We start from the raw sequence: 26,046 nt of genomic DNA, 5'->3' as shown, positions 1-26,046 counted from the left end.
ACAATCCGTTTTTTTATGTCCATAAGTTTCTTACTTTTCCGAACCGTAAACGCTAGCGTAAACGATTTATCTATGAAATTAGACTATTCGGAACCCAAAATCTTCACTGGTGGTGTTGATATTTCCAACTGGTCCAAACTCACAGCCGCTCAGAAAAAAGAAGCCTTAAGCAAAAGCTGGTTCGTCTACTATTCCTTTCGACATCCTGAAACCGGCAAGCTTAAAAAACAGCCTTTTATTAAGGCTGGTGCCAACAACTTTAAAACTAAGCGTGAGCGTTATGCTTTTCTTAGAACGATGAGAGAAGCCCTCTCAAAACTGTTAGAGCTTGGCTTTAACCCCTATAAAGATAACAGTGACCTGGAAGCCAAGCTGTTTTCAGATCAAGAACATACAACAGAAACGCCACCCAAACCAGAACCAAAATTACAACCTGCACCTCAGCCTGAGCCAAGTCCTGTGCCTGTGGAACCTGAGGAAGATATCATGAGCATTGACGAAGCTTTTAAGTTTGGACTGTCCATGAAAGAGCACATGATGAATAAAAACTCATATGTTCAATATAAGAGTAGGATTGGTCTATTCGAAAAATGGCTTAGAGAGGAAAAGATATTTGATAATCCGATTACCAGCATTACCAAAAAAACTGTCAATCAGTATTTGAATACTATTGTAAAAAAAACCAGTGCCAGAAACCGCAATAATTCCCGAACCGATATCGCTTCCTTATTTCAACTTCTGGAAGAAAACGAAATCGTCAAATCCAATTTCGTACAATCCATTCCAAAATTAAAGACCGTTCCTAAGCGAAATAAAACCTATACGCCAGATCAGGAAAAGAAAATCAACACTCATCTGGAGAAACATGATCCGACTTTACATCTCTTTATCAAATTTATCAGTTTTAATTTTCTTAGACCAATTGAAGTCTGCAGGCTAAAAATAAGAGATGTCGACTTGAAAGATAAAAAGCTTTACGTCAAGGCTAAAAACCAGCCGGTAAAAATCAAAATTATCCCTGATATTCTTATCAAGGATATACCAGATCTGTCCAAACTCCCTGGCAATACTTTACTGTTTGGTCGCTTTGGTATTGGAGAAGCATGGAATGCTACGGAAACCAACAGGAGAACCGAATTTTCTAAACGTTTTAAAGACGTAAAGGATCATTTTGGGCTGGGAGAGGAGTTTGGTTTGTATAGCTTTAGACACACATTCATTACCAAATTATACAGAAAGCTTAGAGAGCAAAACTCACCAAATGAAACCAAAAGTAAACTCATGCTGATCACGGGTCATTCCACCATGGCCGCCCTTGAAAAGTATTTAAGGGATATCGATGCTGAATTACCAGAAGATTATTCGCATTTATTTAAGTAGAAATATAGCTTACTTCATTAATTACCCTAATGTATAATAGGTAGTAAAGTCAAATAAACTGGAGAAAACTACTTTAATCCATAGTAAACTACAGTAAACTATAGCAAACAGCACTAAACTGTTTTGAGTTTTTGTGCCTATCTAATTTCGCGATTAGATATGGATGCAAACACAGCTTATCAGGTCGCAAAAGCACTTCCAAGGGAAGGGCAGGAGCGATTATTTGAAATGCTTAAAAAAGATTTGTACTCCATCAACCCCAAAAAGAAAAAAAGCAGAACCGTTCTTACCGAAGAAGATGCTATGGAGTATTTACTTAATAAGGTTTTCAACACGAAAACCAACTAATCTGCTGATTAAACGTAAAACTAACGTAAAATTTACGCACAATGGAGAATTATCATTACACTTGTCACTACTGTAAAAAGGAGTTTATTCCCAAAAGGCGACAAGTTCAAAAGTTTTGTTCTACATCCTGCAGAGTAAGAAACCATCAACTCAGTCAGAAATTCAAAAAGCCCGCAAAGTTTAATACTGAAAAAACAAAAATTGACAAGGTCAGTGTGGCGGGAGTGGCTAATGCCGCCATCGGCACCACTGCCGCAGACTTAGTTAAAAACCTGCTTACGCCTGAACAAAACAAGTCAGCTACGAAAGCAGACCTAAGACGTTTGGAAGAAATGCTCCAGCGTTATCATAAAGTTGGCAACATAAAAAACCTTAGCGATGGCAGAGCGCCTTATTTTGATATGCAATTGAAGATGGTCGTTTATCGATGATGAGGTTAACTATAAATCTGTTATCATGACTTTACATTCTAAAACTAAAAGCTCATAATTTTTAATCGTTCAAACTCAAAATATACACCATTATGGTCGGACATAAATTTACCGTCTGTAGTAAAATGATTCCAAGCGCCTGCTTTTTTATTTTTCATTTTTGCCAAAAGCTCGTTTGAAATACAGATATGGTCAATATTCTTTCTAATTTTTTGCTTTTTTGGATCAGCTGTCAAATGTTCTTTTGCGAAGTCTATTTCTGTAACACAAGTCATATTTAGCTTTTTCAGGATGTCTGTTAGTAAAGCTCTTACTTTTTTGGTTCCGTAACCTTTATTTCCAAATCTAGTTTGATTAAAATCACCAGCTATGATTATTGGAAGACTATAATTCTGCATTATTTTACTCCAATCCTGACTTTGAGCGACTAAATCTTTTTCATGGTATTCCCAAGCTTTATAGTTTAAACTACCATATCGAATGCCAGATACTCCAGCCATGTGATAAGGAATAATTGTTCCATACATTATAAAATCTCCAAATGGAGCTTTTATAACTCCACTGACAGTTCGATTATTGTCAAATGTGCTGATTTGTTCAAGGATTTCCCATTTGGACCAGATTGTAACCCAATGCTCGTTTGGTGTTCGCTCGAAAGCTAATGTACTAATCGAGTAGGGATAAACATTAGACAAATCAATGGCCTTAGAAGTTTCAGTTAATGCGATTATATCTGATTTCTCTTCTGCGATTTTGTCTAAAACAAGTTTTGTCTTTTTTGTATTTGACTTGGGTCGTTCTATATTCCAGGTTGAAATCTTAAACATTTTTTTCACTTCAATTTTTGGTCGATTAATTCTACATCAATATGATGTTAACGAAGTTTTTTTTACATATCAGTAGTACTGATGCATGTATCAATATTCACTTTTTAGTTTTACTTTCTAATATCATTTTAGTTTGCCATTTTAGTCTTTCAAATGAACCAATATCAAGAGCTCTTTGTCCAGATAGCATTCCGCTAAAAATTATTGGAGTCATTTTGTTATTTAGTTTGATTTCATAAGTGCCAATTTTAGAATTGAATGTTGAATCTTTACCTTCAAAAATTAAATTAAATCCTTTCCAAATTTTCTTAAACCCATTATGTTTTGATTTCTTTTTTCCAAAAAATTCTGAAGCCAATGCATTAGAAACAATAATTAGTTTAGGATTAGCTCGTTCTATTATTTCAAACGATATGTCTAATTGAAGATTTAAAAATTCTATATCTGAAGAACTTAGATTTTCAATCAACTCTTGTTTAGTCTCTCGAATAAAGAATAAATCGAGATGTGTCCATTCGGTATTGCAATATTCCGCAATCTCTTTCATTTTTTCGAAGTAAGAAATATCTTTAAATTTTTCATCTTTTGATGTTTGATAAAACCCGATATTTTTTTCTTTTTCTGGGATAGTTGAACCTTTTCTATACGATGGATTGATTCCAATAAACATTAAACTGTCTTTATTAACAATTTTCGGTAGAAGAGGATGCTTTCTGTATTCAAAATCAGGATTACAAAATATATCGTGTTTCTCGAATTTTTTCCAAATCGCAAGAACATCTTTTTCGTAATCATTCTTGATATTTATTTCATTAGGATTATTAGTCATGTTAATGGGCTCGTGTATATATTTATGTCTGGAAAACAGAAGCAAGGTCTTCGGTTAACTTTTTCTTTACGAACATACCAGATTTATAGATCTAGCAGTAAGATTAGCTTAAATTACAAAAGCCAACTAAAATAATATTCTTTTTAAGCATATTCATGATTACATGTATTTAAAGTCTGAGTTAATAAACTTGTTATCATTAGTAAATTCAAATTCCCAGTTTATTATAAATTTCTCTGTATTGATATAAAAGTCTATTTTTTTGTCTTCAGGGATGTTTTTCAGAAAAGTTAATTCAACATAACTACCGTTTAACTTCACTCTATCAGGTTTTAAACCCTCAACAGTATTTAATTCGTTAATTGAAAAAATTGGATTGAAATTTATTATTTTTCTTGGTATAAATAACTTTATTTCATCTGTACCAATGTATTTTTCATTGATTTCAATTATGGAATTATTAACTATTTCATATTTCAATTGACTATCATTTAGATTTTGCTTTGATAAATATCGATTTACAGTTTCTAAATCTGTATTATTTTTATAAGCTTCTTTTGCTTTTATAATTTTAAAATCTTTCTCGTCGACCCAAGCTATCAAGTCATCAGTCAAAATAATAGCTCTAGCCGTTACTATATCTTCATCTAAACTTTTTTGTTTTCCATAAAGATTAAAATCAATTTCTAAATCTCCAAAGTCAGCTGTCGAATAGGCAGGTATAGTATTTATTGTATTCTCTACTTTAAAAACTTCATAGTCACTTTTATACATGTCAGTAAAATGAACACATAAAAATACTCTCACATTATTAATATTAATATCTGAATTATTCTCAATTTTAATATTGAGTTTATCAGAACTGAACATTGTTGTTTCGGCAATCAGATTAAAAAAAGATTTTTCTTCGAAAATCATATTAAAACTTTCAGGTAAGTATGCTTCAAAATGGTTCATATCAGAAATTAAAAAATCATAAATACCTTGATTACCTCTTCTAAAAAAATGTCTAATTATTTCTTCTTTAGATTCTTCATAATCTCCCTCGTTGTAAGCTATTAATGATTTTTGAAAATTTGGACTAAAAAAACCAAAACCTTGCATCATAGATTTATAAAGTTCAACTATATACATTCCTTCAGCTGTTTTACGCAAATAAGATCTTTGCTTGTAAGAGTTTAACATGTCAAGCAATAAATTGGCTTGTTTAGGGTATTCTACAGATGACTGGTTATAAAAATTTATTGCTTTAGACTCATTACCCTTTAAAAAGTGATAGGACCCTAAAAGTAATAAGGCAGGAGCAGATCTATCTGGATATAAATTTAAGTATCGATCAATTAAGCTTTTGGCTGTTTCAAGATTGGAATGTCTTAAATTTTCAGGATTTTTATCATAAGAATTTTGATATTTATAAAGATGGCAGAAGGCTTTCATTATTAATGATTCACTGTCTGTTTCGTTTATTTCAAGTGACCTGTCAAGGCTTATTAAAGCTGAATTGATATTGCCCTGGTGTATAGATAAATACGCGTTATCTCTTATTAAGCAAACTTTATCCCATTCTTTCATATATTTTAAATATATGGGATAGAATTCAATTGAATATTTGAGATAATCTTCTTCTACATCAGAGATAATATTTTTTAAATCATCATTAATTTTATTGTTTTCAGCGACCATATTGAATAACTTTTTAGATCCACTAATCAATTCAGTCGCCATAGAAGGGTCAAGTCCACCACTTAAAGATGCTTTCAAAGCAATAGTTGAGCCTTCATCTGCCATAATATTTGAAACAACACTAAAGGTTTCCCAAAGATTACTTGAATCTTCTAATCTTTTTTCAGCTTTTTGAAGCTTGTTTAGTAAGGGTATGAGTTTCTTCTTAGCTTCTATTACATCAGGTGCTACTTTACTGTAATCTTGTTTAGACAAATATTGTAAGTATTCTGAGCTACTATTTACATATTCTTTTGCATTCTCAAGACCATGTACTATTCTTATGGTTTCTTCAAGGTTATAATCGTTTGCATTTTTTTTCTCCCTTAAAGATTTTTCGAAGGTTTCTTTAGTTGCTTTTGCTTCTTCTGAAACTACAGGTGTAGAGCTCGTTTTGAAATAATCATAAGCATAATAAACCACGATTAGTCCAACAATTATTAGGATAATGTTTTTTAATTTTTTCATAATGAAAGGTTTAGATTTAATACAATTATAACATTTAAAAATTAATTTTAAGAAAACTGTGATTATCAAATTGGAATTTAGATTAGTACTATCCAAATTTAAAATCTGTTAACAACTGCGACACCTTTTGGCACACCTCCTTCTTTTCTTTGTCGTATAATCAAGAAGATATGGAAACTACTGAAAAATTTAAGCTACTCGACTGCATCGGTAAGCTGTACGAGAACTCTGAAAAGTGCAAACTTGAAGAGTGCTTTTTTATAGAAAATGATACTGAATTAAGAATGCTTTCCGATTACTTTGGAACATCTAAAAGTCAGTCTTTTTTAATCGCCATAGTGTTTACCTTAAACTACAAGGGGGATACAGTCGATTTAAATGATATGATTGAATACTTTGATTGTAATCCAATGAAATTACTGGAATATAATAAAGATTTCACCTATCTACATTCCAAAGCTTATTTTAAAAAGAAGCTATCTAAACATCGCGTGGAAGTGGCAGGAGCTAATAATCAATTTACAGTAAATGAAAAACTCTGTGAAGCCATTTTAAATAATGAAACTGTTCCTGAGCTTAAAAGAGATATCTCCGATATTTTTGAGTTATTGGAAGAAATTTATGAGTTAGGAAAACAGAGGAATAATAGAGAAATTAACACCTCTTTACTCTATAATTTGACATTAAACCTGTTAGAAGAATACAAAGAATTTGCGCTGATTCAAAAGATACAGCACTTTGAACTTTCTTTGGATGATAAGTTGATGTATTTATATTTGATATGGAAAACGATCACAGGCCGAGAATCCTGTGATATAGAACGAGCTCTCGAGGCTTTTTTTGACAGAGCAACCAAGCGAGTACATTATATGCAGGACTTGGTTGACGGGAATAATCAGCTTTTAGAATATAAATTGATAGAAATCATCCCTTCTAATTTTCTAAATGATACGGAGATGAAATTGACCAATATTTCCAATAATTTACTTAAGGATTGTGGAATTACAGTGTTTAAGAAAAAGAAAAATAAAGACAACATTCTGTCACCAGCAGATATACTAAAACGCAAATTAATCTTCAGTCCTTCGGAGATGAAGCAGCTCTATGTATTAAAGGATGTGCTGCAGCCTCTTGAGTTTCAGCAAATACAAAAGCGGCTGGAAGAAAAAAACCTGCCCAAAGGTATTGCCGCTTTGCTTCACGGCGTACCAGGTACTGGTAAGACAGAAGTCGTCAAGCAGATTGCTAAAGACACCAATCGGGACATCATGAAGGTAGATATCAGCCAGTCCAAATCCATGTGGTTTGGGGAGAGCGAAAAGGTGGTGAAAAAGATATTCACCAATTACAAAAGCTTTAGGCAAGACTGTGACATCACTCCTATTTTATTTCTGAATGAAGCTGATGCACTCATTTCCAAACGTGGAGATATCGGCAGTTCTAATACGCGACAAACTGAAAATGCCATCCAAAATATTCTTTTGGAGGAATTAGAAAACTTTGAAGGTATTTTGATTGCTACCACCAACCTGGCTCACAATTTAGATTCTGCTTTTGAAAGGCGATTTCTGTTTAAAATTCTGTTCAATCAACCCTCCAGTTCTATTCGAGCTGAGATTTGGAAGATCAAACTGCCATCACTTTCTGTGGAAGATTGTAACTTCCTGGCCGAAAATTTTAACTTTTCAGGGGGACAAATCGATAACATCATCCGCAAAAGTGAAATCAACGAAATCATTCACGGTGAGGAAGTTTCACTTGAAAATCTATTGGTGTTTTGTTCCGAAGAAACACTTACTAATAAACGCATTGAAATTGGTTTCAGTAAACTATAACTAGCATGTCAAAGAAAGAATCCATCAGCAGATATAATATCATCATCAACACCCTGAGAAAGCGAGCTTCAACCTTTAAGGAAATTCAGGAGAAACTAGCCTTCGAATCGGAGTTGCAGGACTACGACTTCAATATTTCCAAACGTACCTTCCAGCGGGACGTTAAGGATATCAGTTCCATCTATAACATCGAGATTGAATATGATTTTTCACTCAAAAGGTACTATATCGATTTTGAAGACCAGCCTGATGTCAAGGGCAGGGTGCTGGAAGCCTTTGATATCTTCAATGCCCTTAACATTACCGACCGGCTATCGGAACACATTCACTTTGAAAACCGAAAGCCACAAGGCACAGAACACCTGTATGGGCTGTTGCATGCGATAAAGAATAAGTTCTTGATAAAATTCAACCATAAAAAATTTTGGGACGAGCACACAAGTGAACGCATCGTAGAGCCTTATGCGCTAAAGGAATTTAAAAATCGCTGGTACATTATTGCCAGGGATCAAAAAGATGAGGTCATTAAAAGCTTTGGACTTGACCGGTTAACAGATTTAGAAATCACTAAAGCTAAATTTCAAAAGCCAGCTGATTTTAGTGTAACAGAACATTTCAGGTATTGTTTTGGCGTTGTAGGACCTAACGCCAAATCTCCTGAACATATCATTTTATCCTTTACTCCATTTCAAGGGAAATACATCAAGACTTTGCCCTTGCATCACACGCAAGAAATCATCATTGATAATGATGAGGAATTTAGAATATCTCTTCAGTTGTACATCACTCATGATTTTTATATGGAACTGCGTTCGTTTGGTTATGATCTCAAAGTTATGCAGCCAGAACAGTTACGCAAGCAAATGGCTTGGAATGCTGATAAAGTTTTGAATATGTATGAGTGAGTTCTAAGTCATAATCTAAATACATCTAATTCATTATAAGCCTCAAATCATCAGTAAAATTTAAAATGAAAACCTTTGAAGACGACATAAAAGCAATAGCTAAACAACTACGGGGAGAACCCATATACGATGGGGTGGTACATCTGACGTCCTATGTACAGGCTCCTGTAAAAATTTTATGGATATTGAAAGATGTCTCCCATTTAGAGAAATGGGAGGCTTTTGATCTCCGTGAACACCTAAGGAAAATTCATACGTCCTTCTTGATTAGACAAGGCTTTAAGGATTTTTTTTCTGACATCAACAGAGTGTCCTACCCAGTTTTAAATGACTTATACACCCTGGATAAGCACATCCCAAACCCGGCGAGCGACTATGCCAATGCATTAAGACACATGGCCTGTATCTGCATCAAAAAAGTCTCCGATGGTCACAGGACCGAAGATCCTGACTATTATAAATACTATAAAGAATACAAGGGACTTATTCAAAAACAGATACATGAATTAAATCCGGACGTGATTATTTTCAACGATACGTTTAAGTACTTTGAAGATGATTTACACTTAAATCAGCTTAATGCTTTTGGGCCGTTCGCCGCCACAGCCAGAGCCCGAAAAATCTATATCAAGATCCCTAAATACCGGCTAAAACGCATTGAGCCAGCAGGCATCAACCAGATCCTTAAGGCCTACCATGCCTTTAAGCGACAGGTGTTGGTACAATCCTCGGTCCGGTATTCTAATTCCTTTTTTCTGGAAGATATTCATCTGCTGAGGTCCAGGTTTGAAGCTGTACAGTCTGATATCGATTCTATCAAAACTCGTCTTATGACCGATAAGCAGTACGAAAAATTGGGGGAGGTGATTGAGCTGGAAAAAGGACTGATGCCCCTGCTATCTAAATCTGAACGTATAATGGAGAGGTATACTGAGGTTGAAAATGAAATGGAGTGAATGAGGATAAAGTTTTTCGACTAACTTGATAGGATAACAATTCAAAATTGCTAGTTTTAAGCCTTGTTCAGCATTAACCAAAACTGAATCATCTATGAAAATCTATCCTACTCCTCATCTCTTTATTACCAAACTCATTTATGTGATTTGTGAAAACGTCTTTTTAAAATTTAAATTTTCAAAAAGCTGACTTAAAAGCGTTAAGATTATTGATAGACTAAAAAATTCATAATAAAATATAGATTAAAAGATGACAAACGACCAATTAAAAGAACTGGAAAGCAAGCTCTGGGATTCTGCTAATGCTTTAAGGGCTCATGGCGGTCTAAAAGCATCAGATTATGCAGTTCCAGTATTAGGTTTGATTTTTTTGAAATTTGCTGAAAATAAATATAGCCAGCATGAACCTGAGATTCTAGAAACATACAAGAAAGAAAAAGGGACTAGGATGGAACGGACCATACAACAGATCGCCTTGGCGAAATGTGGTTTTTATTTGCCAGACAATGCACGATATGATTACTTATTAAAGCTATCTGGTAATAAAAGAGCAGAAGCATTACGTGACGCAATGAAAGGCATTGAGAAGTTTCAGGATGCCAAATTTCAAGATGTATTACCAACTGATTCTTATTTTGATATTGAGAAAAAGAAAGATGATATTTTACCAGAATTATTAAAAACCTTTTCAGATATACCTAAGGATGCATCTGGAGATATTTTTGGTAAAATCTATGAGTACTTCTTGGGCAAATTTGCTATGAGTGAAGGCCAAAAAGGAGGAGAGTTCTTTACACCGACTTCCGTTGTACGTTTTATAGTTGAAGTTATAGAGCCTTACAAAGGCAAAATCTATGATCCTGCCTGTGGTTCTGGTGGGATGTTCGTACAATCGGCCGATTTTATAGCTCATGAAGGCCATGACCTGAATGATATTTATGTTTACGGTCAAGAATATATGGGCGAAACCGTTCGTTTAGCAAAAATGAACTTACTCGTTCATAATTTACGTGGTGAAATTACTGAAACCAACTCTTACGATAATGATCCTTACGATGGTTTTGGAAAGTTTGATTTCGTTATGGCTAATCCACCGTTTAACGTGAAATCTGTAAAAGAAGCTACAGTTAAAAATGACAAGCGTTTTTATAATTTTGGACTACCAAAAAGTAAAGGCAAAAGCGATAACATCTCAGATGCTAATTATTTGTGGATTTCATTGTTTGCAACCTCATTAAATGAAAAAGGTCGCGCAGGTTTCTTGATGCCAAATTCTGCTAGTGATGCAAGCCACTCTGAATACGACATCCGAAAAAAGATTGTAGATTCTGGCATTGTAGATTGTATGGTAAGTATGCCAACCAATATGTTTCTAACCGTAACCTTACCGGCTACTTTATGGTTTTTTGATAAGCAAAAAGTACATACAGACCGCAAAGACAAAATCTTGTTTTTAGATGCGCGTAATGTCTATAATCAAATAGACCGTGCACATAGAGAGTGGACTACAGAGCATCAACAAAATTTAGCTGCTATTGTACGCTTATATCGCGGTGAAACTGAACGTTATTTAGAATTAATAGGATCTTATATAAAAGAAGCGCTAAGTGCTTTTGCAAAAATTACACCTTACCAAGAAGCGCTTGTACAGCAGTTAGATGGTTTAGTAAAAAACTTAAAAGCCTACTTTAAGGAAACCAAAGGCGAAAAGCGTACACCTGCCAAAAAGAAAGCTTTAGCTGAAGCCGATTTCTTTAATGTTTTAGAAGATTTTAATCACACCCAAATTGAAAGAGTAGTTTCAGGAGCGATAATTGTTGAAGATGTGTCTTTAGATAACGACAGCCAATTAGAAACAGCTAAACGTATAGAGCAGCAAGTAAACCAAACCAAAAATATCGCTGAGTCTTTCAAAAAAGACATTAATAAAGTTTTAGAACTCTATAAACTCGCAGACAAAAACTTAAAACTTAAAAGCGATAAGATTTGGGTAACTAATAACTTATCTAAAGCAGATAAACATCTAGAAGACTCCTTTAGGTTATATCTGGAAGCTACTGATCAAGCTACGTATTGGCTTACTAACATTAAGTGGCTTCAAAGCCGTTTTCCAGAAGCAAAATATGAAGATGTGACTGGCTTGTGTAAAATGGCTGATGAAACGGAATACGCAGAAGAACAAGATTATTCGTTAAATGCGGGACGATATGTTGGTATTGAGGTTGAAGAAGATAATTTATCGGAATCAGAATTTAAAAAAATAATAAATGAAAGAAGAGTATTACTTGAAGAATTGAATTTGATTTCAATTGATAAAGAAAATCTTATTTCTAGTAATCTCAAAGATTTAGTTTAATGAGTTTTAGAGAAATGAAATTTCGGGATTTTATAGCAATTCAAAGAGGTCATGACCTACCTGAGTCAGAAAGGACTTTTGGGATTTATCCAGTTGTTGGTTCAGCAGGTATAAATGGTTATCATCATATTTATAAGGCCAATTCACCAGGTGTAACAATTGGTAGAAGTGGTGCTTCAATAGCTAAAGCTTTTTTTATAGATAAGCCCTTTTGGCCGCACAATGCCTGTTTATATGTAAAAGACTTTAAAGGGAATAATGAAAAATTTGTTTACTATTTTTTAAAAGCAAATGATTTTTCAAATCTAAATTCGGGTAGCGCACAACCATCTTTGAATAGGAATATTTTATATGGAGTTAAGGTTAAAATTCCTATCAGATATATTCAAGATAAAATAGCCTCAATCCTTTCAGCTTATGATGATTTAATAGAAAACAACAACCAACGCATTAAGCTATTAGAAGACATGGCAGAGGAAATCTACAAAGAGTGGTTTGTACGCTTTCGTTTTCCTGGTTATGAAGACACCAAATTCTTTGATAAAGATGGTAAGGAAGTGCCTCATGGAACAAAAGGTGCTATTCCTGAGGGGTGGGAGAAAGTTAGATTAGATAAGTTTATTGATTTTGAAAAAGGAGTAGAACCTGGTAGTAAAAATTATGAATCTGAACCTTTGGATGACAATTATGTGCCGTTTTTACGAGTTGGAGATTTAGGAAGTAGAGATAGTAATATTTTCATAAAAAAAGGACTTTCTAAAGATAAGTATGTAAGGAAAGATGACATTTTAATAACTCTTGATGGTACTGTTGGAAAAGTTGCTATGGGTTTAGAAGGTTGTTATTCCTCAGGATTACGTAAAATAGTTTATAAAACAGATTTAATAAAAAGAAGCTTTGCATATTTCACGTTGCTGTCTGCTAATATTCAAGGAACAATTCAAGCACATGCTGCTGGAACAACCATACTTCACGCAAGTGGTTCTACTAAGTTTATGAAGATTGCTCTTCCAATAGAGAGCTTACTTAAAAAATTTGAAAGTATTACAGATTCAATGTTAGATGAGACATTAATCTTAAAAGATAAAAACCAAATCCTTCAAGATACCAGAGATTTATTATTACCACGTTTAATAAGCGGTAAGTTATCTGTGGAAGATTTACAGTTAGAAGAAAACCAATTAAATATGGCTGCAGAGCCAAGAGAAAATTATAATAATTAATATGGATTATAGATCTACCATTAGCGACATATTTAGTCCTAGAAAAAATTTATTTGCGGTTCCCAATTACCAAAGAGCTTATTCTTGGGAAAGAGATAAACAAATCAAGCAGTTTTTTAAAGATATAAAAGAGCATCCTAAATCGGTAGATCAATACCATTTTGGCCATTTTTTATTTGAAGAAGATGAGTATATTAAAAACAAGTTTTGGATCATAGATGGTCAACAAAGACTTACAACTATAGTTATATTTTTAAGTTGTGTTTATAATAAAATTAAAGACCTTAAAGATTATGAAACTGTAGCTACTAACATTTACAATGAGTATTTAATAAATACAGATGGCGACCAAAAATATGCAACGGTTACTTATGATAATAATTTTTTTGAAAACATAATTATTAGACAAATTGAAGATAAAGCAGATACAAGATCTAGAAAAAGAATATTAGAAGCTTTTGACTATTTTACTACTGAGTTTGATAAAAATGATGTTTCAATTCTCGATATCATAGGATGGAAAGATTTAATTGAAAATGCTAAAATAACTACAGATTCTGTATCAGATAAAGCAGAAGCAACGCAACTATTTACTTTTCAAAATGACAGAGGGAAAGACCTTACTGAGTTAGAGAAGCTAAAGTCGTTTTTGATGTTCAATATTTATTTAGATTGTGCCATCTCTGGTAAGAATCCTAATGGTGATATCTCTTATATAGAAAAAGAGTTTGAATCTATTTATCAATCTTTAGAATTAATAAAAATAGCTGATGAAGATCAAGTTTTAAATTATCACACAATTGCATTCATTTCAAATAACGATACATCCCTAGAACGGGTCAAAAAAGCATTAAAAAAACAAGATGATAAAAGCAATTGGATAAAAGATTTTACGGTAGGTTTAAAAAAGAGCTTTTCAAATGTTATAACAATTCAAAGATTTAAAAATAAGGAAGGCCTTTTAGGAGATATATTATATTTAGATCAATACAATGCTTTTCCACTAGTTTTAAAACTGTTTCATTATCATGACCTAATACAGATTAAGAGAGTATTACGTTTAACAGAAATTATTCTGTTTAAAATGGAATATACAGTAGGTAATTATAGAACTAATTTGTTGCATAAAATCGCTCTAGTTTATAATAATGACATACTAAAATTAGAAGGTAAATTATTATATCATGCTAATCATGGGTTCAAGGATTATTGGAATTTCACAGGAGATTTTGAAAGTCGTCTAAAAGGGAATTATCATTATTTTAAGTCGACACGTTATTTATTGTGGAAATATGAAAACGACCTAAGAAGTAGGATACCTGAACCAGGGATGAGTTATAATGATTTTGTGAATGCTTATGGGAAATTCAATTTACAGAACACCTTAGATCATTGGACTCCTCAAAATCCTGAAGGTATTGATTACTCAGAAGAATTTAAAGAAAAGTTTCTAAATAATGTCGGCAATCTAGTTTTGGCTACTAGAGGAAGAAACTCTAGTGATAGTAATAATTTACCTAGCAATAGACCGACAAATTCTGTTTTAATTCAAAGACAGGAATTAGAACCTTATAAAAATAATTGGTCAGATACAGAAATAAAAAATCGCCAAAATAATATTGTTGCTTTTGCAAAGAGATACTGGAACCCAAACCTAATAAGTTAAAGTATGGCTAATTACGATATAAACGATCCTTATGACCTGGACATTATGCGTGCAGATTTTGATGCATATTCTGTCGAAGAGTGGGATGAATACATAGAACTTGCAAAAGAAAAAAAGTTAGGATTTAAGAATATAGGGGCTTTAATGGATGCCAAAAAAAAAGCAGGCATTTCTAAGTACTTTGGTGACCGCATGATAAGGTGGGTGTTAAATTTGGTTGAACAATTAGATCAATCTGCAGAAGATGATGAAAAAGATGAAAAGACATCAGAACTATTACAAGATAATAGCTATAAAATACCTTTAAAACATCTAACTCTTCGTGTAGCTTGGCATGATAACAAATGGAATGGTACCATTTGTAAAGATCCGGAGAATAACACCTACTGCAACGGATTTCATTCCTTACTATCAGAACGTATTAGAAAACGCAAGGATGAAAATATAGATGATGAAATAGTCAATAGGGGAAAATTATTAAAGAATATTGATTATTTACCACCTTGTTTTTGGTCTGCAAACCTTTTTGGTAAAGACCCTATTAAAGCAAAACACGACAATCCAGCAGCACCAGGATTAAAAAATATTGAAGAAGAACTTCCAGCTAGGTCAATGTATAGCTGGCCTTTCTCGGTATCATTTACACGATCAAAAAAAGAACAAAAAGAAAGCGGTGCCTACCCTAAAAACCTAGAAGAGACACGTATACCCAGGTTCAATGCTAAAATAGATGAAGGCAAAAGTATTGCCTTTATGTATGCTAAATTTTCAAATCCTATTACAGAAGAGGAACAACAATATCTAGTGGTAGGTGCCGGGCTAGTAAATAGAAAACAAAAATCATCTGAAATACCTCATTTTGGACCAGAGAAGGAAATTGAAAAAATAAAATCAAGACCACAGAAAAATTTTAAATACAGAAACTTTCCAAGCATTAATTGGGCGATGCAATTTAGTTTTGAGGAATATTCTACTATACGAATGCCATATCATGAGTATCTGGAAGAGGCAGATAAGTTAAACACTGAAGATAGAGATGGTTTTATGGATAAAATCAAAGTTGCTATATCTGAGCCAGAGCTTGAGTGGTGCTTTAAGTATGTAGCAATGGATATTGGAGATGATGAAACAATTTACGTGCTAACCAAAATGCGTAAGGCTTTAATAAGCTGCAAAGATGATGGTGTGTTACCTAGAAAGGATATGCAGGAACGCGTAGATAAAGTTGAACAATTATTGCATCATGCATGGGAAACTAGATCTTATTTTCCAGGATTTACATCTATATCACGTGTTTTATTGAATAAAACTAACGAACCTAAATTCCCACTTGAACAATTCTATGAAGACTTTAAATTAGAAGAGAATAAGGATGAAGAAGCATTAATAGCAATACTTAAAAAACCAAGCTCTAAATCCTGGGCCATTAAATATAAAAATGGCATTAATGAACTTAAAGATAGATTAGAACAACGTGATTATTCTTTTGAACAATTTTTAAGCCTATGTATGCTAAATTTAAAACCGTTTCAATTTGAACGTGTTTTGCAAGGGAAATTAAAATTAACTAAGGATTGGTATAGAGATTTTGATGAAGTTAAACGCTCGCACAGTGTCTTGGATATTATTGAAAACCCATATGAACTCTATGAAGATTATGATTATTATCCTGACTCACATGATGATGTTTATGGTGAAGAGTTAGATGCACCAATTGATTTATTCAAAATCGATATCGCTTATTTCCCTGATACTCGTTTTGTGCCAAGAACTGACTTGCAGAGAAGTATAAATTTTGTAGATAAGAGAAGAATTCGAGCACTTATACTAAGGCATCTTAAAACATTAGAAAACACAGGTGATTGTTTTACCACGGCAGAACTGTTACAAAAAGCTATTACTAATTACCCCTTATATTATGAAATTGGTGAAGACTACATGCTGCCAGAAAATTTCTTTTACCCGTTAGAAGCAGACTATGCTAATCATTTCCAAGAAGAGCCAAAAAAGATAGTACTATTAGAAGAAAATGATACCATGTACTATTATTTATCTGAAGTTTACGACGCAGAAAAGTATGTAGAAAAAAGTGTGTCTGAATTACTTCGTGGATCTAAGAATAATGAAAAGTATTTAAATCTATCTAATTATATCCATAAATCATTTATAACACTTAAAAATGTAATTGGTGAAAAATTTGACGAAGATCTATTTAAAAAAGAGCGCCAGCAGCTATATACCAATATTTTCAAAGAACGACTCTTTATTGTAGCTGGAAGTGCTGGAAGCGGTAAATCATTCGAAGTATTAAAAATTATTCAGCACCTCAATGAGCAAGAAAATCAAAAATATTTGCTATTAGCTCCTACTGGAAAAGCAGCATTGAGACTTAGCTCAGATAAAGATTTTGAAAATATACAAGCATTTACAATTGATAAGTTTATCAATGATGTAAAGAATCGCAAAATAAAGCAACAAGATATCAAAGCATTTAAAAATGTAATTGTTGACGAAACCTCAATGGTAGATTTATTAAAATTTAAACGACTTTTAGAGATTTTTAATTTTGATGATCCATCATTTAAACGTTTGATCCTAGTTGGCGATCCAAATCAACTGCCAGCTATAGGTTACGGGCGTGTTTTAGCTGACTTATTAAATTATCTAAGTACTAATAAAGACTACCAAAATAACTTTATTCAATTAGAAAGTAATTGCAGATCTGAACTTAAAAAGAATGAAGTTTTAAGGTTAGCTGAAGCTTTTAAAGTTAATGTTAAAGACGATATACACTTTGATTTAAAGACTAAGTTCGATAATAAGAATACTGAAATATCGGAAGGTTTTAGAGCACGTTATTGGTCTAATAAAGACGAATTATTTAAATCTTTAACGGAAGAGTTTGATAGGTTAACTCAAGACTATGAAGGAGATTTAAATGAGAGACTAAACCAGATATTAGGATTAAATAAGAATGGAAGTATAAAGAATAATGATATTGATATTGAAAATTTTCAGATTTTATCGCCTTATCATTCAGAATATTCTGGAGCTAGTAAGATTAATGACTTTATTCAATCCAGGTTTAAAAACGATTTAAAATATGATTTGAGAAAGAATCTTTTTAAAGAATCAGATAAACTATTACGAACAAAAAATTATTATAATAAAAAGAAGCTAGAATTGTCTAATGGGACACTTGGTTTAATTAAAGCTGATAAAGGTGAAAAATTTTATTATAAAACAGGACAAAGTTTAGATAGCATGTCTTTTAATGATATTAGATCATCAGAAATTGAATTTTTTGAATTAGCCTATGCCATAACTATACACAAATCTCAGGGTAGTGGTTTTAATCATTTGTTTTTAGTTATTCCTTCACGTTTTGGTCTTCTTTCAAAAGAATTAATTTATACGGCTTTGACAAGAACTAAAAAATCTATTACGCTTTTTATTCAATCAAGTTCGGATGAAAAGAAAAGTGTTTTAGAGAGAGCATCGGAAAGATCTTTTTCAGCCTCTCGTAAAACCAGTTTGTTATTAGATAAACCGTATAGATTTTATGATTTGGAACCAGAGTCAGGAATATATGTAGAATCTCGAGTCGAACTATTGATTTATCATATCTTAATGAACAAGAGAGATGAACTAGGAGAAGAAAAATTTAATTTTGATTATGAAGTAAAACCCATTGTAGAGGGAAAAGAGGTTAACATTAAAGTTGATTTTACAATCTATACTAAAAATGAAACTTGGTACTGGGAGCATCTTGGTTTATTAAGTCAAAGAAAATATGTTTGGACATGGAAAGAATTAAAAACAAAAAGATACCAAGAAGCAGGTATTTGGGACCAAGTAATTACAACTGATGAAAGAAATGGGATCAGTCCTTCCAAGATTGAAACAATTGTTGAATTAATTATCAAAAATAGGGTTGATACGGAAGATAAGTATGACCAATATTCTAAACATCATTTTTACTTAAGATAATATGGCATTTTTGAACGAATCTCACATAGAGGAAGCAGACATTCAGTTTTTTGAAACGATTTTAGGTTACAAGCACGTTAATGCCTGGGAAAAAAAACTGATTGGTAGAGAAACCTTAAAAGATGTCGTCCTTAAAGAGAATTTAAGAGCAGCTCTTATTAGATTAAACACAAATTTACCTCAAGAATGTATTGAATATGCCATAGATGAATTGTGTAAAAGCAGAGCTAGCCTAACTCCAATAATGGCAAATAAGGAGGTATATCATTTAATTAAAAATGGGATCCCTGTAACTTATGAAAATCATGAAAGAAGAGAAGAAGATAGTTACGTAAGAGTTTTGGATTTCAATACAGCAGAAAATAATGATTTTTTAGTTGTTTCTCAATTAAGCATTGAGTATTTACAAACAGAAAACATAACAAGGAGACCTGACCTTCTATTATATGTTAATGGATTACCATTAGTAATGATAGAATTAAAGAATGCTACAGAGAAAGTCAAGATAGGTTATGACAAGAATCTAAAAGATTACAAACGTGATATTCCCCAGCTGTTTTGGTATAATATGTTTGTTTCAATTTCTAATGGAATACAGACAAGAGTTGGTTCATTTAATGCACCATGGGGACATTATTTTTCTTGGGTTAAGTTAAAAGACTCAGCCATCTCAAATGATCAGAAAACGAAACTTGAAGTAGAAGAAGAGAGTCGGTCAAAAAATAAGAGATTAAGCCTTAAATTATTTGGAGAGGGGCTATGTCAAAAGAAAAATCTTCTAGATTACTTCGAAAATTTTATACTATACCATAAAAGCAAAGTAAAGATTATTGCTAAAAACCATCAGTATTTAGGTGTTAATAATGCCATCAAATCACTTAAAAACAAAGATGGTAAAAAAGGTAAGTTGGGTGTTTTTTGGCATACTCAGGGTTCAGGAAAATCTTATTCGATGATTTTCTTCACCCAAAAAATAGAGCGAAAATTAGAAGGGAACTGGTCTTTTTTGATCATAACAGACAGGACAGATTTAGACGACCAGATCTATCGAAATTTTCAAGAAACTGAAGTCATTTTGGAAACTAAAGATCAAAGCGAAAATTACTATCGGCCAAGTAGTAGGAATAAATTAAGGGAGTCTTTGAAATCCAATCGCTCGTATGTGTTTAGTCTTATTCACAAATTTGGGATAAAAAAAGGTAAAACGTATCCTCAATTGACAGATCGAGACAATTGGATAGTGATAGTTGATGAAGCTCATAGAACACAATATAAAGGTTACGGTGAAAACATGCGAATAGCTTTACCAAACGCACAGTATATTGCTTTTACTGGCACACCATTATTAAGAAGTGAGCTTACAAAAGATTGGTTCGGCTCTTATGTGTCCGAATACAATTTTGCTCAAAGTATAGAGGATGGTGCGACTGTTCCACTTTATTATAAGAAAAGTGTTCCGAGAGTAGAGCAAATCAATGAAGAATTGGTAGGTGATGCAGCCGAAATTTTGGAGAATGAGAATCTTACTGAAGATCAAAAGAAAAAACTTGATAAAGAGTATTCGACTCTTTTACAAGTTGTAAGGCGAGAAGATAGGCTTCAAGAGATTGCTAAACATATTGTGAAACATTATCCTTATCGCTTAAATGTAAAAAATGATGATGGTGAGCGAAAGCCCATGAAGGCAATGGTTGTTTGTATAGATAAATTTACTACCGTTAAAATGTATGAATTGGTGCAGCAAGCCCAAAAAGAAGAAATAAAAAATTTAAGAAAGAAAATCGCTAAAGAAGAAGATTTAGAAATAAAGGAGCGCTATAAGAATGCTATAGCATTTATGAAGGAAACTAGGATGTCTGCAGTTATAAGTCAGGAGGGTTCAGATAAGGAGGAAAAGGAAGCCTTTGAAAAGGAAGGACTAAACGTTACTCCGCACAGAAAGTTGATGGACTATCCAGATGAAGATGGTCGCAACATTGAAGACTATTTCAAAGATCCAAATAGCACTTATAGAATTGTTTTTGTCACTGCTATGTGGCTTACTGGTTTTGATGCACCTGCTGTTTCTACTCTGTATTTGGATAAACCTTTACAAAACCACACGCTCATGCAAACTATTGCAAGAGCTAACCGTGTAATAGATGGTAAAAAAAATGGTTTAATAGTAGATTATTTTGGGGTTTTTAGAAATCTTAAAAAAGCATTAGCAAGTTATGCTGAAGGGTCTACAGGAAAAAATATTAATGGTGATGGAGAAGAATTTCCTGTTAAAGAATTCGAAGAACTTTTGGAGCTTCTAGAGCAATCTATTTCAGAAGCAAAAAAATATAGTAAAGACCTTGGGGCTGATATAGATGCTATACTTAATCTAGGTGAAAAAGGATTTAAAGAAGTCGAGTTGTTTCAAGAATACGCTAATTTAATTTTGGAAAAAGATGAATATAAAAAGCAACTTGGTTTATTCGTAAACACAATTGTAAGTCTTTACGATTCTGCGAAACCTGAAATTTATAATTATCCTACAATTAAAAAAGCACGTGATGTTTTTGAGTATTTACGAAAAGTAGTTGAAAGACATTTGGACCGAGATGAAGCTGTTGAACGAGCGAAAAGACAATTAAATATTTTATTAGATTCCAGTGTTGTTGGTAAAGGTGATTTAAAGGGGCAAAGTCATAAATACATCATAGATACTTCAAAGCAGATAGATCTAAGCAAGTTAGATTTTAATAGACTAAGAGAGGAATTTGCAGAAAAAAAGCATAAAAATATTGAATTTGCTGATCTGAGAGAATTGATGGAAATTAAATTAAAACAGATGCTGGCTCAAAATAAGACTAGAGGTTCATTTTTAGAACGCTTTGGAAAAATAATCGATGATTATAACTCAGGAAGCCTTTCAATTGAAGAAGCTTATACAGAATTAGTAAAGCAAGCTGAAGAATTATCTAAAGAACAAGAAAGGTCTGCTAAAAATGGGATGACAGAAAACCAACAAGAACTATTTGATTTATTGAAGAAGGAGAAGCTAACTAAAGAAGACGAAAAAAAAGTGAAGCTTGCAGCTGTTGAACTTTTGGAAATTTTATTCAATGCTGATAATAGAATATTAATTCAAGAATGGCATAAAGAAAAAGCTACCCAGGAAATGGTTAGACAAGAAATTAAAAAGATTCTTGATCAAGATTTACCTAAATCTTATGATAGAAATATTTTTGCTGAGAAAACAGAAATTATATTTCAACATTTCTATAACCTAGCTGAACAGGGCAGGGGGTTTGCGGCATAATTAAAACTAATTGTAGGCTTCCCTTAATTAGAACTGTTTATTTTTACAATCTATTCACAAATTTATTGTTTTAATTCACTTGGGGCTAGCCCAAGTGAATTAAGTTTTGTCTATACTACTGAGGCAAATTTTGTCATTAAGATTTTACTATATTAGCTCGATTATCTTACCCTTTAATAATTTTAATTTGATTATTCAATAAAGATGGCTACTACAAAAAATGCAACAATAAGATATCAGACATTAGATCGTTGTTTCAGGAATCCGGGGAGACGTTATGATATTGAGGATCTTCTTGAAGAATGTAATAAGCAGCTTATTGATTTTGAACCAATGTCAGATGGTATTAAAAAGAGGCAGTTATATCAGGACATTAAGTTCATGGAATCTTCGCAAGGCTGGAGTATTCTATTAGACCGCAAAAAGGAGGGCAGGATAACCTATTATAAATATGAAGACGTTAACTTTTCCATTAACAACCAGCCAATAAATCAATTAGAAGCTGAACAGCTGAAATCTGCTATGATAATCTTACAAAGATTTAAAGGTTTGCCTCAGTTTAAATGGATAAATGAGATCCTTCCAAAAATAGACCAAGCTTTTAGTTTAACTGAAGATACCGGAGACATTATTAGTTTTGATAATAATGAATTTTTAAAAGGTCTTGAATTTATAGATCCTTTGTTTAAAGCTATTCTTTATAAAAAGGTAATCAAAATTGTATATCAGTCTTTTAAAAATCCGAAGCAAGTTGAAATAGTATTTTCACCCTATCATTTAAAAGAATACAATAATCGCTGGTTCTTATTTGGAAAAGATTCCTCATATGATAATATAATAAACATAGCTCTGGATCGTATTGTGGCAATCGAGGAATCAAGTTTCCAGTTCGAAAAATGTGAAATAAATTTTGAAGATTACTTTTTTGATGTACTTGGTGTTTCCTACAATCCAAATCAACCTGTGGAAAAAATTATAATAAGGGTTTCTAAAGCTCTTTGGCCTTATATCGAAACTAAGCCTCTACATGGATCTCAAAAAGTAAAAGATCGACAGGAGGATTATGTTGATATTTCCCTGGACCTAATTCTAAACTACGAATTAGAAACCTTGCTATTGTCTTTTGGAGAAAAAATAAAAGTTTTAGAGCCTCAATCTCTGGTTGAAAAATTAAAGGAAAGGATATATAAGTTAAAGGATAATTACCAGTGCACGTAGAATGCACAAATGCATTTTAGATTTGTATTGTAATTTTTTAAATTTCAGTTTATGTCAATAAGATTATCCGAAAATGAAATTAAAGTAATTAATGATGTATCACAATCTTTGTACAGAAGTTTTCGTGATGTCGGAGGTTTAGATGTAAACGAAAACAATATTGTTTTATATTTCTTGACTCTTAAAAAAGAAGGGTTCAGCTCCGATTTTCTGAGTGATTCCAGTAGTACAGAATATCAAATCCAAAATTTCCTTTATACTGTACATCCCCGTTACAGAAAATCTTATTCAGAAATATTAAAGTTTTATGCTCCAATCATCAAAAAGATTCCTAAACGTGATCTGTTATATCTATTTAAAAGATGGGACTCTCTGATCAATTCAATTGGGCCAGATTTTATTGAAAAATATTTTTTAGAAATCTTTGACACATTATCTTCATACTATTCTGTTTTCGATGAAGGATCATTAATTCCTGTCGAATTGAGCCGATTGATGATTAACATCGTTCCTCTAAAACATGGCGTTAAGATATTCAATCCTCATGCCGGCGAAGCCAATATTGGGCGTTTTACGGACAATGACAAAATTTACCATGGGCAGGAATCTGACCCATTCAGATATATTATTGGTAAGTTACGGTTATTGGCCAGTGGTTATTCTAAAAACAAAAAGTTGGAGTATGGGGTTAAGGAGAAAGAATGGACGCCTTATGATGTAATTATCACAGACCCATTTTCTGTACCTACCAAAGCCACGCAGGAGCAAAGAAAAAAAACTCTACTTAAATATGCAGGTGCAGGAGTGGCTTTGCAGTTTATTCCAGGCCTAGGTGCTTTAAGTGCTTTAGCTGCAGGTATCGCAGGCTCTAAAATAAATGCAGCTAGTGCATCATCCAATGAAATTAATTATAATTTAGACAAACTCCTAAAAAAAGGTTTAAATGAATTGAAAAGTTCTGGTAAAATGATCTTAAATGTACCAGATACCTTTTTCTACGATAGCAGCAATTTTGATAATCGAAAATTGCTGGTTGATAAAGATTTAGTAGAATCTATAATTTCATTGCCACCTGGGATCTTAAAGCATACAGGGATTAAGACGTCTCTCCTGGTTATTAATAAGAATAAAGATAACCCAGGAATTGTAAATTTTATTGATGGATCTAATTTTGCATCAGGTGGCGGGAGTCTGGACAAGCGGTTAAATGATCATGATCTGCTAAACATTATAAAGCTAAATCAGGAAAGTTCTTTTTTAAGAAAAGTTACTAACGATGTGATTAAAGAGTTTACTTATATATTAGATTATAAGAGATACTTTTCAAAGTCATATTATGGTACTTCCGTAAATAGGTTTCTATCTCTAATTACTTCAAAAAATCGTCCAGAAGATCAAAGTGAGACTTTTGGAAAACTGGTAAAAAGAAAAGATCTGAAGGAGGACAATTTAAACTTTTATATAGATTATAATTCTTTGGAAACTGATTCTGTAGATACATCTGTACAACGATTAGAAGAGTCTGCATTATTAGTTTCTTTGGAAAACAAGAATTTAAAACCCACCTATTTTGAATATGAAGGTTCACCTGTCTTTTTGGGTGCCGGTATAACTCCATTTAAAGTTGACAAGAAGACGATTAATATTGATTATTTAATTAATGAATTATTAACTAATTATGTAAAATCTCAAGTAGAAGTCTTTAGTGTAGGTATGACCATGCCCATTTTGAGGAAGGAGGATTTTTTGAAAATTGAAATAAAAATCGCTGCTCTAGAGCAACAGGAACTAGTTGTTGATAAACTTGGCCATTATATATTGCAGCAAAAAGAAAAAGAATCAAACCTTGAAAAGCAGTTGGCAGACATTAAGAAGTTATTTAAGTCTGAATTAGGAGTTAAGCAGCACTCAATGAGGCAATATTTAGCAAATGTCACTAATGCTATGTATATATTAACAAAGATCATGGACAGAAATGGTGGCCTTTTAAGGGCTGATGATGTTACATCAGAAAACACTTTAGTATCTCATACTTTTTCAAGTCTAAATTCAAGTTTAGAGTCATTAAAAGTAGAAGTAAAATACCTCAAAACATTTGATTTTGGAGCTTCGACTTCTGTAGATTTGAAAAAATTGGTGGAAGAAGGAGTGCATAATTTCGATATTAAATCTTCTAATTACCGCATTGATTTTAAGTCTGATTCTCTTCAATTTCAATCTGAGAATATTAATGATGTTTTTGTGATGGGCTCAGAAAAGTCTATTAGTGAACTACTGAATAATATATTTGAAAATGCAGAACTTCATGGCTTCAGGGATCCAGATAGAGATCCAGATTTTAAGTATACTCTTTCGATAAGATTATTTCCGGAAAATGGTAAAATAGTTTTACGAATTCTAAACAATGGTCTACCTTTCGCCAAAGGATTACGAAAAGATTTGGGAGTAAAAGGAACCAAGGCAGGTGAAACAGGTAAGACAGGAATCGGGGTCTGGAAAATAATAGAAATAGCTAAACATTATAAATACGATTATATAATTATTGATGAACCAAGTAGTGAATTTCCGGTGGGCTGGGAATTTAAGTTCAGTTTGATTTAAAC

Annotated in this window: 16 protein-coding genes; 13 read left to right on the top strand and 3 right to left on the bottom strand. The window is 32.7% G+C overall.

The window, feature by feature from the left end; genetic code table 11:
* Positions 1-72: 72 nt before the first annotated feature.
* The 3 genes from LB450_RS08685 to LB450_RS08675 all read left to right on the top strand — a co-directional run bounded on the left by LB450_RS08685 (position 73) and on the right by LB450_RS08675 (position 2,159).
* Positions 73-1,380 carry a tyrosine-type recombinase/integrase gene (locus tag LB450_RS08685; protein ID WP_224487530.1) on the top strand — a complete coding sequence of 436 codons (1,308 nt, stop codon included), beginning with the start codon at positions 73-75 and terminating at the stop codon, positions 1,378-1,380.
* A gap of 159 nt (positions 1,381-1,539) precedes the next feature.
* The gene (locus LB450_RS08680; protein WP_224487529.1) at positions 1,540-1,728 is read left to right on the top strand and encodes a hypothetical protein; all 189 of its coding nucleotides are present in this window, start codon (positions 1,540-1,542) and stop codon (positions 1,726-1,728) included.
* A 41-nt stretch (positions 1,729-1,769) separates the two neighbouring features.
* Positions 1,770-2,159, top strand: coding sequence for an eL24 family ribosomal protein (locus LB450_RS08675; RefSeq protein ID WP_224487528.1), 390 nt, complete (start codon positions 1,770-1,772; stop codon positions 2,157-2,159).
* A 44-nt stretch (positions 2,160-2,203) separates the two neighbouring features.
* Here LB450_RS08675 and LB450_RS08670 read toward each other — a convergent pair whose 3' ends face one another.
* The 3 genes from LB450_RS08670 to LB450_RS08660 form a co-directional block, all read right to left on the bottom strand.
* A complete protein-coding gene (locus LB450_RS08670) occupies positions 2,204-2,986 on the bottom strand; it encodes an endonuclease/exonuclease/phosphatase family protein (protein WP_224487527.1) in 783 nt (260 codons plus the stop codon).
* A gap of 97 nt (positions 2,987-3,083) precedes the next feature.
* Positions 3,084-3,815: a hypothetical protein gene (locus LB450_RS08665; RefSeq protein WP_224487526.1), complete on the bottom strand. Its 732-nt coding sequence runs from the start codon at positions 3,813-3,815 to the stop codon at positions 3,084-3,086.
* Positions 3,816-3,974: 159 nt separating this feature from the next.
* The gene (locus LB450_RS08660; protein WP_224487525.1) at positions 3,975-6,005 is read right to left on the bottom strand and encodes a tetratricopeptide repeat protein; all 2,031 of its coding nucleotides are present in this window, start codon (positions 6,003-6,005) and stop codon (positions 3,975-3,977) included.
* 170 nt (positions 6,006-6,175) lie between these two features.
* Here LB450_RS08660 and LB450_RS08655 point away from each other — a divergent pair, with 170 nt between their 5' ends.
* The 10 genes from LB450_RS08655 (at position 6,176) to LB450_RS08610 (ending at position 26,044) form a co-directional block, all read left to right on the top strand.
* Positions 6,176-7,840, top strand: coding sequence for an ATP-binding protein (locus tag LB450_RS08655; protein ID WP_224487524.1), 1,665 nt, complete (start codon positions 6,176-6,178; stop codon positions 7,838-7,840).
* Positions 7,841-7,845: 5 nt separating this feature from the next.
* Positions 7,846-8,745, top strand: coding sequence for a helix-turn-helix transcriptional regulator (locus tag LB450_RS08650; RefSeq protein WP_224487523.1), 900 nt, complete (start codon positions 7,846-7,848; stop codon positions 8,743-8,745).
* 65 nt (positions 8,746-8,810) lie between these two features.
* Positions 8,811-9,701, top strand: a complete 891-nt coding sequence (locus LB450_RS08645; protein WP_224487522.1) for a hypothetical protein — start codon at positions 8,811-8,813, stop codon at positions 9,699-9,701.
* Positions 9,702-9,951: 250 nt separating this feature from the next.
* A complete protein-coding gene (locus LB450_RS08640) occupies positions 9,952-12,057 on the top strand; it encodes a type I restriction-modification system subunit M (RefSeq protein ID WP_224487521.1) in 2,106 nt (701 codons plus the stop codon).
* Positions 12,057-13,280 (top strand): restriction endonuclease subunit S, encoded by a 1,224-nt coding sequence (locus LB450_RS08635; RefSeq protein WP_224487520.1) that lies wholly within the window; start codon positions 12,057-12,059, stop codon positions 13,278-13,280. The genes LB450_RS08640 and LB450_RS08635 overlap by 1 nt, the downstream gene beginning before the upstream one ends.
* Position 13,281: 1 nt before the next feature.
* Positions 13,282-14,946 carry a DUF262 domain-containing protein gene (locus tag LB450_RS08630; protein WP_224487519.1) on the top strand — a complete coding sequence of 555 codons (1,665 nt, stop codon included), beginning with the start codon at positions 13,282-13,284 and terminating at the stop codon, positions 14,944-14,946.
* Between the two features lie 3 nt (positions 14,947-14,949).
* A complete protein-coding gene (locus LB450_RS08625; RefSeq protein ID WP_224487518.1) occupies positions 14,950-18,936 on the top strand; it encodes an ATP-dependent DNA helicase in 3,987 nt (1,328 codons plus the stop codon).
* 1 nt (position 18,937) lies between these two features.
* Entirely contained in the window at positions 18,938-22,225 is a 3,288-nt protein-coding gene (locus LB450_RS08620; protein WP_224487517.1) for a type I restriction endonuclease subunit R, read from the top strand.
* Positions 22,226-22,429: 204 nt separating this feature from the next.
* On the top strand, positions 22,430-23,443 hold the full coding sequence (locus tag LB450_RS08615) for a helix-turn-helix transcriptional regulator (RefSeq protein WP_224487516.1): 1,014 nt from the start codon (positions 22,430-22,432) through the stop codon (positions 23,441-23,443).
* A gap of 51 nt (positions 23,444-23,494) precedes the next feature.
* Entirely contained in the window at positions 23,495-26,044 is a 2,550-nt protein-coding gene (locus LB450_RS08610; RefSeq protein WP_224487515.1) for an N-6 DNA methylase, read from the top strand.
* Positions 26,045-26,046: the final 2 nt, after the last annotated feature.

It is taken from the genome of Psychroflexus curvus, from assembly GCF_020164585.1.
Classification (GTDB): Bacteria; Bacteroidota; Bacteroidia; order Flavobacteriales; family Flavobacteriaceae; genus Psychroflexus; species Psychroflexus curvus.
The sequence above is the reverse complement of the archived record's forward strand: the minus strand, read 5'-3'. Positions and strand labels throughout refer to the sequence as shown.